Source organism: Pseudomonas sp. NPDC089401 (assembly GCF_044749485.1).
In the GTDB taxonomy this organism is placed as follows: Bacteria; Pseudomonadota; Gammaproteobacteria; order Pseudomonadales; family Pseudomonadaceae; genus Aquipseudomonas.
Window position 1 is genome coordinate 388,748 of record NZ_JBIVIA010000002.1, and the last position, 11,925, is coordinate 400,672.

Sequence of the window (11,925 nt, forward strand, 5' to 3'; positions counted from 1 at the left end):
GCTTAGCCGGCGCCGTGCCGGGCCGATAATCGCGCCGTTACTCCCCATCGCCACCCTTGTTCTTCACAGGCACGCACGATGTATACGGCACAAGGCAAGATGCACCAGCAGGAGCTGCTTCAGCAGTACTTGCCCTTGGTCAAGAAGCATGCGCTGACCCTCAAGACCCGGCTGCCCCCGGGCATCGACATGGATGACCTGATCCAGGCCGGCAGCATCGGCCTGCTCGATGCCTTGACCCGCTACGACCAGGCCCTGGGCATCCCCTTCGGCACCTTCGCCGCGCACCGCATCCGCGGCGCCATGATCGACGAACTGCGCACCCGTGACTGGGCGCCCCGGCGCGTGCGCCGCCATGCCCGGCAGCTGGAGGACATCCTCCAGCGCCTGGAGCAGAGCCTCGGTCGCCCGCCGAGCGAGCGCGAGATCGCCGCCGCCATGGGCCTGTCCCTGGCCGAGTACCAGCAGCTGCTGTGGGACATCAACGGCAGCCACATGCTGGCCATCGACCAGGTTCACGAAGACACCCTGGAATACGACCAGCCCCACGGCCGCAACCCGCTCAACGCACTGCTCGACGAGCGCAACCGCACCGGCCTGATCCGCGCCATCGAGAACCTGCCCGAGCGCGAGCGGCTGCTGATGGTGCTGTACCACCAGGAAAAGCTGAACATGCGCGAGATCGGCCTGGTGCTGGAGATCAGCGAATCGCGGGTGTGCCAGCTGCACAGCCTGGCCATCTCCCGCCTGCGCGCCTCCCTCGCCGCCTGACCCGAGGAAAACCATGAGAATCAGTGTGTTCGGTTCTGGCTACGTGGGCCTGGTGGCCAGCGCCTGCCTGGCCGATGTCGGCCATGACGTGTTGTGCATGGACATCGACCCCCAGCGTATCGCCCTGCTCGACAAGGGCGAAGTACCGCTCCACGAACCCGGCCTGGACGCGCTGGTGCAAGCCAACCTGCGCGCCGGGCGCCTGCGCTTCAGCACCCAGGCTGCCGACACCGTGGCCTTTGCCCAAGTGCTGTTCATCGCGGTCGGCACGCCGCCCGACGAGGACGGCTCGGCCGACCTGCGCCACGTGCTGGCGGTGGCCCGCGAGATCGGCCGGCACATGAACGACTACAAGGTGGTGGTGGGCAAATCCACCGTCCCGGTCGGCACCGGCGAGAAAGTCCATGACACCATCGCCGCCGCGTTGGCCGCACGCGGCCTGACCCTGCCGTTCGATGTCTGCTCCAACCCCGAATTCCTCAAGGAAGGCGCCGCCATCGAAGACTTCACCCGCGGTGCGCGGATCGTCGTCGGCACCGATTCGGAACCGGTAAAACGGCTGATGCGCGAATGCTACGCGCCCTACAACCGCCACCACGACAAGCTGATGTTCATGAGCCTGCGCGCGGCCGAGCTGACCAAGTACGCCGCCAACGCCATGCTGGCGACCAAGATCAGCTTCATGAACGAGATGGCCAACCTGGCCGAGCACCTGCAAGTGGACATCGAGGAAGTGCGCCACGGCATCGGCAGCGACCCGCGCATCGGCTACGACTTCATCTACCCCGGCTGCGGCTACGGCGGTTCGTGCTTCCCCAAGGACATCCAGGCCCTCAGCCGCAGCGCCCACGAGGCCGGCTACGAGGCGCAATTGCTGGAGGCGGTGGAGGCGGTCAACCAGCGCCAGAAGGCCTCCCTGTTCAGGAAGCTGGCCCAGGCCCTGGGCGGCGAGCTCGAAGGCCGCACCATCGCCGTCTGGGGCCTGGCCTTCAAGCCCGGCACCGACGACATGCGCGCCGCGCCCAGCCGCGAACTCATGGAAGCACTATGGCAAGCCGGCGCGCGGGTGCAGGCCTACGACCCCGAGGCCATGGCCGAGTGCCGGCGTCTCTATGGTGAGCGTGACGACCTGCTGCTGGCCGGTGATCGCATCCAGGCCGTGAAGGGCGCCGATGCGCTGGTGATCTGCACCGAGTGGAAGGCCTTTCGCTCAGTCGATTTCCACTGGTTGCGCCAGCAGTTGCGCCGCGCCGTGGTGGTCGACGGGCGCAACCTCTACGACCCCCGGGCCGTGGCCGGTGCCGGGCTGACCTACCGGGCCGTGGGCCGGGGCTTGTCGTAGGCCTGTACTCAACACTTCAGAAGCCTGCTCGGTTCCACGGAGAGCCTGCTCAATGCCCTGTGGGAGCGGGTTTACCCGCGAACACGGGCGAAGCCCGTGCCATCCACTGCGGCGCCTGCTTCGCGGGTAAACCCGCTCCTACAGGGGTAGGGTGGGCTGTTGAAAAGAGTGTCAGGACCGGCAATGGCGCTGGTAGCGCTCGGCAACCTCCTCGCCCAGCCCGCGCAGCACCTGCAACGCCGCCTCCTTCGCGTCATAGACCGTATGCAGCAGGAACGCCAGCTTCAGCCTTTGGTTCTCGTCCAGCTCCGCCAGGCGCCCGGCATCGGGCAGGTAAAGCGCATCCGCGCTCATCAGCTGTGATGCCCCAAGCCCCGCGCTGGCAGCATCGCCCTGGGCGAAGCGGCGATAACGCAGGTCATGCAGCCCGCACAGGCTGAACCCCAACGGCGCCAGGCACTGGCTGATGCGGCTGACGTCCGCCTGCCCTTCGTGGGTCGGGGTGAAGTTGATGCGTGCCTGAATCAACAAGGTGCTGGCCAAGGTCTGGGTAGCGTGTTCGAGCACCGCCAGGCTGTCACTGAGGTTGTCGAGCACCAGCCAGTCCAGGCTACCCAGGCCTTCGATCGCGTCCAGCCGCAACGACGGCAGCGGCAGGCGCGCCAGCACCCGTGCCGGGTCCAGCTGACCTTGCACCGGCAAGGGTGCCAGAGTGGCGCTCAGCGCCGGGTCGAGGCAGGCATGCAGCATCAGCGGCAGACCGTCGCCCAGCGCGACCTTGGGGAAATGGTGCAGCTCACCCAATTGCGCCAGTTGTTCGGCATTGCCGATACGCGCAGCAGGGTCGAAGGCCAGGGTCGACAGCACGCCCAGGCGCTGCAGCGCGACATAGCGCGGCGATGCCAGCAAGCTGGCGCCGTGGTCGAGGGTGACGATGCGGCCCTGGAACTTGAAACTGAAGGCTTGCTCTTCGACCGGGTCTGCCGGGTGCTGCAGCGCGACAGGGCCGCTATCGCCTTCGAAACGTGCTTGCCCCTGCTTGTCCAAGGTCAACGCGGCGGGTTGCTGCCCTGCGCAGTGGCGCTGCCAGATGGCGCGCAAGGCGTTGCCCAGGTGCCCGGCAAAGCGCTGGCTGTCGCACACCGGCGAGTTCATCAGCACCCCGCGCAGCAGGCTGCGGATGGTCGCCAGGCTGCGCAGGTCGCGGGCAAGGCCGGCGGCGCGCTGACAGTACTCGTCCCAGCTGCCGACCACCAGTTCGGGCAGCCCGGCATTGACCAGGTGCGTGGCAGAGTGGCGGCCGGCGAAGGTCGGCCCCGGCAGGGTGACCACGGGCACGCCCATCAACAGCGCTTCGCAGGTGGTCAGGCCGCCGGAGTAGGGCCACGGATCGAGGGCGATATCGATGCGGTTGTAGCTTTCCAGCAGGCCCTTGTGGCCCACCGGGCCCTCGATCTGCACCCGCTGCGGGTCGATGCCATGCCCTTGCAGGACCGCCCGCACATGCTGCTGCAGACCCGGGTTGGCGAAGGCGCCGCCCTTGAGCAGCAAGCGCGAGTCGGGCACCTCCTGCAACAGCTCGGCCCAACGCGCCAGCAGCAGGTCGTTGACCTTGGTCGGGTTGTTGAAGCAGCCGAAGGTCACGTAGCCGTTGGCCTGCGCCGGCAGCGCCTGGACATCCGGGGCATAGGGCGGCGGGTCGTAGCAGATGTAGTCGTCGGGCAGGCGGATCAGCTTCTCGGTATAGAACGCATCCTCGCCCGGCGGCGACTCGATGGCATCGCTGATCAGGTAGTCGATGGCATCGAGGCCGCTGGTGTTGATCAGGCCGCCGACCCATTTCACCAGCAACGGCGCCGGTTGCAGGGCCATGCAGCCCATGCGGTTGCCGGCATTGTGGCCGCTCAGGTCGATGAGGATGTCGACCTGGTCATCGCGGATCTGCCGGGCCAGGTGCGCATCGTCCAGGTGCTTGATCGGGCGCCAGGCCTCGACGCGGGCGCGGATGCGCCGGGTCAGGTGGTCACTGACCTGGCTGCTGCTGTAGGCCAGCAACTGGAAGCGGTGGCTGGGCAGGCGCTCCAGCACACCGACGATCATGTTGCCCACCGGGTGCTGGCGCAGGCCGTCGGAGACCAGGCCGATGCGCAGGCGCTTGTCCGGGCTCAGGTCGGCCATCTGCGGCCTCGGCGGCACCGTGGCCGGGCCGAAGCGGGCCTGCCACTGCTTGCAGACCTCGAAGATGTACTCGCGGCTGCGGGTCGGGTCGTAGTGCAAGGTGGTCAGGCGGTTGGAGTACGGCAGCACGTCCTTGCGCCCGGCCAGCTCGACGGCGCGGCTGTAGTGCCGATCGGCCAGGGCCAGCTGGCCGATGTCCTTGTACAGGTTGGCCAGGTTGTTCCAGTGGCTGTAGTCGGTCGGCTCTTTTTTGAGCAGCGCCTCGAACAGGACGATGGCTTCGCCGTGGCGGTCGAGGCGGCCGAGGATCAGGGCCTTGCGCGACTGCATGCGGCCGTTGCCGGGCTCGGCTTGCAGGGCCTGGTCGATGTGTTCGAGGGCCTGGGCGAAACGGCCCTTCTCGAAATGCAGGGTGGCCAGGCGATGGTGCGCCGGGGCGAACTGCGGAGCCAGTTGCACGGCGCGGCTGGCGAGGGTTTCGGCGCGGTCGCTGTCGCCCAGCTTCTGGCTCGCCTTGGCAACCAGTTCCAGAGCCTCGGTGTCGTTCGGGCACAGCGCGAGGGCTTGCTCGAAACTGGCCAGGGCCTGCTCAGGCTCCAGGGCCAGTTGCAGGTTGCCGAGGGTTTGCCAGGCACTGGCGTCGCCGGGGCGGCGCTGGCAGAGGCGGCGGGCCTGGGCGAGGTCGACGGGGGAGCGGCTGGGTTTGGGCATGGGGGCGGCCTTGTGGCGGAGGGGGCTGGGGGAATGCTAGGCCTGCATGGGGCTGAGCAAAGCCGTGATAAACCGCATAAAAAGCATGGGGCCGCTTTGCGGCCCTTCGCGGGCAAGCCCGCTCCCACAGGTAATGTGCGATCCCTGTGGGAGCGGGCTTGCCCGCGAAGGGCTGCAAAGCAGCCCCGAAGAAACGGAGCACGGCACCGGCCGCGCCCCAGGCTGCATTACTGCAGCAGCGACAGCATCTGCTGCGGCATCGAGTTGGCTTGCGACAACACCGAAGTACCGGCCTGTTGCAGGATCTGCGCGCTGGTCATCGCCGACACTTCAGTGGCGTAGTCCACGTCCTGGATACCGGAGCGGGCCGAGGTCAGGTTGGTCACCGTGGTGGAGATGTTGGTGATCGCCGAGTCGAAGCGGTTCTGGATCGCACCCAGGTCCGAACGCATGGAGTCAACGGTGTTCAGCGCGCTGTCCAGTGCGGTCAGGGTGTTGGTCGACTTCTTGGTCACCGCGTTGTCGGTGTCGATGGTAATGGTCGCGGTGGTGGTGGAACCGCTGGTGGTGGTGTCCACGGTGGCCGCGTAGGTCTTGCCGCCAACGGTCAGGAAGTAGTCGCCATCGGCGTCCTGGGACAGGGTGCCGCCGCTGACGGTGGTGCCGGAGCTGTCGACGTAGCTGGTGTTGGTCGAGGTGATCGCGGTGCCCGAGCTGTCTTCCAGGGTGGCGGCGGTCAGGGTGGTGTCGTAGCCGTTGACGTTGAAATCGCCCAGGCCCAGGGTGGTGGCGTTGATCTGGCTCAGCGAGATATCGATGGTCTCGCCGTCGTTGGCACCCACCTGGATGCTGATGGTCTGGTCCTTGGCCAGCACGCTCACGCCGTTGAACGAGGTCTGGTCGGAGATACGGTTGATCTCGTCCAGGCGCTGGGTGATTTCGTCCTGGATCGACTGCAGGTCGGACTGCGAGTTGGTGCCGTTGGCAGCCTGTACCGCCAGCTCACGAATGCGCTGCAGGTTGTCGTTCACCTGGTCCAGCGCGCCTTCGGTGGTCTGCGCCAGGGAGATGCCGTCGCTGGCGTTGCTGCTGGCCTGGTTGAGGCCGGTGATCTGCGAGCTCATGCGGTTGGCGATGGCCTGGCCAGCGGCGTCGTCGGAGGCGCTGTTGATCTTCAGGCCCGAGGATAGGCGCTGGATCGAGGTGCTCAGGCTGCTTTCCGAAGAAGACAGGTTTTGCTGGGCGATGAGCGAGGTGATGTTGGTATTGATGACAGACATCGTGCGGTTCCTTTCGTGGTTGGGCAGTTGTCTTGCTGACAGCGCGAACATCGGCGCCCCGAAAACCCACCTTTAGCGCCCGGCAAAAAAAATTTCGCCCGCGCCGATCGCCCGCCCGGTCGCTCAAGCTGAACGGCAAAAGTGCCTGTATTAGCGCCTTTGGCCCCGCCTGCGCGGGGCTATAAAGCTCGCCATCATTGTCTACGGCCGGCTGCCGTCCACGGAGTGCCCATGAACCCCTCGACCCTGGTCGGCCTGCTCGCCAGCCTGCTCCTGCTGACCGTCCTGCTGCTGTTCACCGCCCAGCAGCCGTCGCTGCTCATCGACTTGCCAGGCCTTGGCGTGGTGTTGCTGGGCACCTTCGCCGCCACGTTCATCAGCTACCCCATGGCCGAGGCGCGGCGCCTGCCGCGCCTGTTCGCCGCCGTGCTGCGCAACGAGCCGGACCACGCCGAGCGCGCCATCGACGACCTGGTCAACCTGGCCCGGCGGCACCTCGACGGCGACAGCCGCGCCGTGGAAAACGCCCTGGCCCAGGTACACAACCCGTTCGTCTGCCACGGCGTGCAGTTGCTGGTGGACCAGGTGGCCGAAGAGGACATCCTCGAACTGCTGCAATGGCGCATCGCCCGCCTGCGCGCCAAGGAGCGCGCCGAGGCGGCGATCCTGCGCAGCATGGCCAGCTACGCGCCGGCCTTCGGCATGCTCGGCACCCTGGTCGGCCTGGTGAACATGGTGTTCGTGCTGGGTGACGGCGACCTGGGCAGCGTCGGCCGGCAGATGGCCCTGAGCCTGACCACCACCCTGTATGGCGTGCTGCTGGCCAACCTGCTGTTCAAGCCCGTGGCCCTCAAGCTGGAACGCCGCACCGAACGCCGCGTGGTGATCATGAACATGATCCTGCAAGGCATCTCGATGATGGCCCGCAAGCGCAGCCCTGGCCTGATGCGCGAAACCCTCAAGGCCTTCGTCGCCCACTACCACGACGAACTGCACGCCGAAGATGCCCGCCCGGCGCGCAAACCACTGTCGCTGGCCTGGCGCAAACGCCCATGATGCCCAACGCCTCCCCCAGCAGCCTGGCCGACAACCGCCACTGGCTGGCCCACCAGCGCGCCCTCGAAGTCGAGCTGAACAAGGCCCGCGAACGACAGATCACCCTCAAGCGCACGGCGTCCGCCCCGGACTGGCTGGACACGCCGGCGGCGGAGCCGGAAAGCGACAGCTGGATGCTGACCTACCTCGACCTGATGACCCTGTTGCTGGTGATGATCCTGGCGATGCTGGCCCAGGCGATGATTCACCACCGGCCTGCCGCGAAAACACCAGTCCATTTCGAGTTGCCGGTCGATGTCGAGCGACTGACCCGTATCGATCCGCCGGGCTCGCTGCTACGGGTGCCGCCCAGCGTTGTCGAGCCGGTGATCGCCGAAGTGCCTGCCATCGAAGCGACACCTGCCCCGCCGCCGGAGCCAGAGCCGGACCCGCTGGCCGAGCTGCCCGTGGACCAGCTGGGCGCCGATGTCGAAGTCATCCGCAACGAGCGCAGCGTGAGCTTCCGCATCGACAGCAGCATCCTCTTCCCGTCCGGGCAGACCGAGCTCGACCCCAAGGGCATGCAAGTGCTGCAGCGCCTGGCGAAGGTGCTGGCCACGGTGTCGCACCAGATCGTCGTGGCCGGGCATACCGACACCCGCACCATCCGCAATGCGCGGTATCCGTCGAACTGGGAGTTGTCCGGGGCACGGGCCGGGAGCGTGGTGCGCTTCCTGCAGCAGCAGGGGATCGCCGGAAGCAGGTTGAGTGCCGTTGGGCTGGCGGATACGAAGCCGCTGGGGGATAACGCGACGGCTGAGGGACGGGCGAAGAATCGGCGGGTGGAGTTGACGTTGGAACAGCAGCCAGCCGAAAGATGAGGATGCACTTTTCTCCGTCGGCATGAGCCACCGCTCGCTAAGCTTCAGCAAGCCGCAGGAAGCGGCCCTTCACTTGCGACAACGGAGCGTCCATGTCCCTCGCCCTCGTCCACAGCCGCGCCCAGGTCGGCGTGCAGGCCCCGGCAGTCAGTGTCGAAACCCACCTGGCCAACGGTCTGCCCCACCTCACCCTGGTCGGCCTGCCGGAAACCACGGTCAAGGAAAGCAAGGACCGGGTGCGCAGCGCCATCGTCAACTCCGGGCTGAACTACCCTCAGCGGCGCATCACCCAGAACCTGGCACCCGCCGACTTGCCCAAGGACGGCGGGCGCTACGACCTGGCCATCGCCTTGGGCATCCTGGCCGCCGATGGCCAGGTGCCGATGACGGCGCTGGCCGATGTCGAGTGCCTGGGCGAGCTGGCGTTGTCCGGCAGCCTGCGCCCGGTGCAGGGCGTGCTGCCGGCGGCGCTGGCGGCGCGCGAGGCCGGGCGGGCGCTGGTGGTGCCCAGGGAGAATGCCGAGGAGGCCTGCCTGGCCGGCGGGCTGGTGGTGTATGCGGTGGGGCATCTGCTGGAGCTGGTGGCGCACCTCAACGGGCAGGTGCCACTGCCGCCGTTTGCCGCCAACGGCCTGATCCTGCACAGCCGGCCCTACCCGGACCTGAGCGAGGTGCAAGGCCAGCTGGCGGCCAAGCGTGCCCTGCTGCTGGCGGCGGCCGGGGCGCACAACCTGCTGTTCACCGGGCCGCCCGGCACCGGCAAGACGCTGCTCGCCAGCCGCCTGCCTGGCCTGCTGCCGCCGCTGGATGAACATGAAGCGCTGGAGGTGGCGGCGATCCAGTCGGTGAGCGGGCATACGCCGCTCAGCAGCTGGCCGCAGCGGCCGTTCCGCCACCCGCACCATTCGGCCTCGGGGCCGGCCCTGGTTGGTGGTAGCAGCCGGCCGCAGCCTGGCGAGATCACCCTGGCGCACCATGGCGTGCTGTTCCTGGACGAGCTTCCGGAGTTCGAGCGGCGCGTGCTGGAGGTGTTGCGCGAGCCGCTGGAGTCCGGGGAGATCGTGATTGCCCGGGCGCGTGACAAGGTGCGCTTCCCGGCGCGCTTCCAGCTGGTGGCGGCGATGAACCCCTGCCCCTGTGGCTACCTGGGCGACCCCACTGGCCGCTGCCGGTGCAGCACCGAGCAGATCGCCCGCTATCGCAACAAGCTGTCCGGGCCGTTGCTGGACCGCATCGATTTGCACCTGACGGTGGCGCGGGAGACCACCACGCTGAACAACCAGCCCTGCGGCGAGAGCAGTGCCGAGGTGGCGGTGCGGGTGGCCGAGGCGCGCGAGGTGCAGCAGCGCCGGCAAGGCTGTGCCAATGCGTTTCTCGACCTGGAGGGGTTACGCCGGCACTGTGGGTTGCTGGCGGCGGACCAGGCCTGGCTCGAGGCAGCGTGCGAGCGGCTCAGCCTTTCGTTGCGGGCGGCGCATCGATTGTTGAAGGTGGCGCGCACGCTGGCGGATCTGGAATGTAGCCAGGCGATTGCGCGGGCGCACCTGGCCGAGGCCCTGCAGTATCGCCCGGGGAGCCTTTAGATCCCCGGGCTGCTCTGCACAAGGCCCCCTGTAGGAGCGGCCTTGTGTCGCGAAAGGGGCGCAAAGCGCCCCCAAAATCCATCAAGAAACCACCTCCCCCCGAACCATCGCCGACACCGAATAAGCCCCAGGCCCAGTCAACGCCAACCCACCATACAACGCCACCAGCAGCCAGGCGAACTGCCCCTGCTCCAGCGTCCAGTCCGGGTGCACCACCACCAGCGCCACCAGCAACACCGCCAGCACCGGCAGGCACGCCAGCCGTGCCGCAACCCCCAGTACCAGCAACACTGGGCACAGCACCTCGGCAAACACCGCCAGGCCCAAGGTCAGCGGCGCCCCCAGGCCGAACGGGTCTTCGATCAGTTGCAGCTGCGCGTTCCAGTCCAGCAGCTTGGGCAGCCCGTGGATACACAACAGCAACAGCCCGGCCATCACCCGCATGAACAGCAGGCCAATGGCGATCAGGGTCGGTGACGCGGGGTCGAGCAGGTTGTTCAAGCGGGGCATGGCGGTCATCTCGCGGAATCGAACGACCCGCGAGCATCGCCCAGTCCCGGCGGCAATGATTGCTCAGGTGTGCTCAGCGGCCTACTCGCCAGCCAACGCTTCCTCCACCACCTTGAGCAGTACCTCTTCGGGAAACGGCTTGCCCAGGCAGGCCAGTGCCCCGGCACGCATCGCCGCCTGCACCGCGCCTTCGTCCCAATGGGCCGACATGCAGATCACCGGCAAGCGCCAACCCTGGCGCGCCAGCTCACGCTGTACCTCGAGGCCGTTCATCCCCGGCATCTTCAGGTCGAGCAGCACGCACCCGGCATCACGCGCCGGCGCCGAGGCCAGGAACACCTCCCCCGCCGCGAACGCCAAGGTCTCATAGCCTGCCGAGCGCAGCAGGTTGGCCAGGCTCTTGCGTACCGAAGCATCGTCGTCGACGATGCACACCCCTCTGTTCATGCTCCAGCCAGGCCCTCAGGCCGTGCGCCGATGACCTGGTGCATGGCCACCAGCTCCACCAGCGAGCGGGACTGCATCTTGTTCATGATGTTCTTCTTGTGCACCTTGGTGGTCACTTCGCTGGTACCGATCTGCTTGGCGATCTGCTTGTGCGAGAGGCCACCGACCACCAGCGAGAACACCTCGCGCTCGCGCTGGGTCAGGCGCTGGTACTTCGCCTCGACCTGCCGCGCATGGCGCCATTTGCGCCCTTCGGCCACCGCACGGGTGCGCACCGACGCCAGCAGTGCCAGCAACTGGTCCTCGTCGAAGGGTTTGGTCAGGAACTCCACGGCCCCGGCGCGCATGGCCTGCACGGTCATGGGAATGGTGCCGAAACCGGTCATGAACACGATCGGCCAGGGCAACGCCAGCCGGCGCAGCCGGTCCTGCACTTCGAGGCCAGTGGTCTGGGGCAGGTGCATGTCCAGCAGCAGGCAGGCATAGGGGGTTTCCAGCTTGGCGGCGAACAGTTCTTCGGCGCTGGCGAAAAGGCGGTGGGGAATATCGTCGGAACGCAGAAGCCGGCCCAGCGCGCTGCGCACGCAGGCATCGTCGTCCAGCACCAGCACTGGCACGGCAGCGCTCTCGTCGAGCGGTTCGATGGCCTCGGCAAGCGCGCCCAACGGCGAGGCTGCCAGCGTCAGGCCGGGCGCCTCGACGCTGATCTCGGCGGCCAACCGGTAACCCCGACGCGCCACCGTCTGGATCAAGCCGTGGTCGCCAAACGCCTTGCGCAGCAACGACACCTGCACTTGCAGGTTGTTGTCCTCGACCACGGTGCCGGCCCACACCTGGCTGAACAGTTCGTCCTTGCCGACCACCCGGCCCTTGGCGTTGATCAGCGTGGCCAGCACCTCGAAGGCTCGCCCGCCCAACGGGATCGGCTTGCCGTCGAGAAAGGCTTCTCGCCGCTCCAGCGAAACCTGGGCATTGCCTATTCGAATCATGGTTTCCTCGCGCGGGCACGGGCGTTTGCGCAAACCCAGCCAGCCTAGGGCAGCGCACGCCATCAGACAATTATCCCGAGGGATAGGTAGGCCTCAGCACTATACAAGCGCCCGCGCACCGGCAGGGTGCGATAACGGACAACGGCGTTCCCGTTCCTGCCAAGCCGGCTGCAGGCCGCATCCGTACTGGGCCGGCTG

The 11,925-nt window shown here is 67.4% G+C and carries 10 protein-coding genes; 5 read left to right on the forward strand and 5 right to left on the reverse strand.

Annotated features, from left to right (window positions below; translation table 11 throughout):
- The first annotated feature begins 78 nt into the window (after positions 1 to 78).
- Both ACIP21_RS05980 and ACIP21_RS05985 read left to right on the forward strand, forming a co-directional pair.
- On the forward strand, positions 79 to 771 hold the full coding sequence (locus tag ACIP21_RS05980; RefSeq protein WP_400685134.1) for an RNA polymerase sigma factor FliA: 693 nt from the start codon (positions 79 to 81) through the stop codon (positions 769 to 771).
- A gap of 13 nt (positions 772 to 784) precedes the next feature.
- Positions 785 to 2,113: a UDP-glucose dehydrogenase family protein gene (locus ACIP21_RS05985; RefSeq protein WP_400685137.1), complete on the forward strand. Its 1,329-nt coding sequence runs from the start codon at positions 785 to 787 to the stop codon at positions 2,111 to 2,113.
- Positions 2,114 to 2,284: 171 nt separating this feature from the next.
- On the opposite strand, the gene ACIP21_RS05990 is transcribed toward ACIP21_RS05985, so the two are convergent.
- Together ACIP21_RS05990 and ACIP21_RS05995 are read right to left on the reverse strand one after the other, a co-directional pair.
- A complete protein-coding gene (locus ACIP21_RS05990) occupies positions 2,285 to 5,002 on the reverse strand; it encodes a tetratricopeptide repeat protein (protein ID WP_400685140.1) in 2,718 nt (905 codons plus the stop codon).
- A gap of 227 nt (positions 5,003 to 5,229) precedes the next feature.
- Positions 5,230 to 6,282 (reverse strand): FliC/FljB family flagellin, encoded by a 1,053-nt coding sequence (locus tag ACIP21_RS05995; protein ID WP_400685143.1) that lies wholly within the window; start codon positions 6,280 to 6,282, stop codon positions 5,230 to 5,232.
- Positions 6,283 to 6,513: 231 nt separating this feature from the next.
- On the opposite strand from ACIP21_RS05995, the gene ACIP21_RS06000 reads away from it, so the two are divergent.
- The 3 genes from ACIP21_RS06000 to ACIP21_RS06010 all read left to right on the forward strand — a co-directional run bounded on the left by ACIP21_RS06000 (position 6,514) and on the right by ACIP21_RS06010 (position 9,781).
- The gene (locus tag ACIP21_RS06000; protein ID WP_400685146.1) at positions 6,514 to 7,338 is read left to right on the forward strand and encodes a motility protein A; all 825 of its coding nucleotides are present in this window, start codon (positions 6,514 to 6,516) and stop codon (positions 7,336 to 7,338) included.
- On the forward strand, positions 7,335 to 8,198 hold the full coding sequence (locus ACIP21_RS06005) for a flagellar motor protein MotB (RefSeq protein WP_400685148.1): 864 nt from the start codon (positions 7,335 to 7,337) through the stop codon (positions 8,196 to 8,198). Before ACIP21_RS06000 ends, ACIP21_RS06005 begins: the two co-directional genes overlap by 4 nt.
- 92 nt (positions 8,199 to 8,290) lie before the next feature.
- Entirely contained in the window at positions 8,291 to 9,781 is a 1,491-nt protein-coding gene (locus tag ACIP21_RS06010) for a YifB family Mg chelatase-like AAA ATPase (RefSeq protein WP_400685151.1), read from the forward strand.
- A gap of 81 nt (positions 9,782 to 9,862) precedes the next feature.
- On the opposite strand, the gene ACIP21_RS06015 is transcribed toward ACIP21_RS06010, so the two are convergent.
- The 3 genes from ACIP21_RS06015 to ACIP21_RS06025 all read right to left on the reverse strand — a co-directional run bounded on the left by ACIP21_RS06015 (position 9,863) and on the right by ACIP21_RS06025 (position 11,727).
- On the reverse strand, positions 9,863 to 10,291 hold the full coding sequence (locus tag ACIP21_RS06015) for a DoxX family protein (RefSeq protein ID WP_400685153.1): 429 nt from the start codon (positions 10,289 to 10,291) through the stop codon (positions 9,863 to 9,865).
- Between the two features lie 81 nt (positions 10,292 to 10,372).
- Positions 10,373 to 10,738, reverse strand: a complete 366-nt coding sequence (locus ACIP21_RS06020; protein WP_400685156.1) for a response regulator transcription factor — start codon at positions 10,736 to 10,738, stop codon at positions 10,373 to 10,375.
- Entirely contained in the window at positions 10,735 to 11,727 is a 993-nt protein-coding gene (locus tag ACIP21_RS06025) for a response regulator (RefSeq protein ID WP_400685158.1), read from the reverse strand. The genes ACIP21_RS06020 and ACIP21_RS06025 overlap by 4 nt, the downstream gene beginning before the upstream one ends.
- Between the last annotated feature and the right edge of the window lie 198 nt (positions 11,728 to 11,925).

Excerpts from the sequence above, each read along its gene's own strand:
- ACIP21_RS06010 (WP_400685151.1), top strand. The coding sequence starts at position 8,291 with ATGTCCCTCGCCCTCGTCCACAGCCGCGCCCAGGTCGGCGTGCAGGCC.
- ACIP21_RS05990 (WP_400685140.1), bottom strand. The coding sequence starts at position 5,002 with ATGCCCAAACCCAGCCGCTCCCCCGTCGACCTCGCCCAGGCCCGCCGC.
- ACIP21_RS05995 (WP_400685143.1), bottom strand. The coding sequence starts at position 6,282 with ATGTCTGTCATCAATACCAACATCACCTCGCTCATCGCCCAGCAAAAC.
- ACIP21_RS06020 (WP_400685156.1), bottom strand. The coding sequence starts at position 10,738 with ATGAACAGAGGGGTGTGCATCGTCGACGACGATGCTTCGGTACGCAAG.
- ACIP21_RS06025 (WP_400685158.1), bottom strand. The coding sequence starts at position 11,727 with ATGATTCGAATAGGCAATGCCCAGGTTTCGCTGGAGCGGCGAGAAGCC.
- ACIP21_RS06005 (WP_400685148.1), top strand. The coding sequence starts at position 7,335 with ATGATGCCCAACGCCTCCCCCAGCAGCCTGGCCGACAACCGCCACTGG.
- ACIP21_RS06015 (WP_400685153.1), bottom strand. The coding sequence starts at position 10,291 with ATGCCCCGCTTGAACAACCTGCTCGACCCCGCGTCACCGACCCTGATC.
- ACIP21_RS05985 (WP_400685137.1), top strand. The coding sequence starts at position 785 with ATGAGAATCAGTGTGTTCGGTTCTGGCTACGTGGGCCTGGTGGCCAGC.
- ACIP21_RS05980 (WP_400685134.1), top strand. The coding sequence starts at position 79 with ATGTATACGGCACAAGGCAAGATGCACCAGCAGGAGCTGCTTCAGCAG.
- ACIP21_RS06000 (WP_400685146.1), top strand. The coding sequence starts at position 6,514 with ATGAACCCCTCGACCCTGGTCGGCCTGCTCGCCAGCCTGCTCCTGCTG.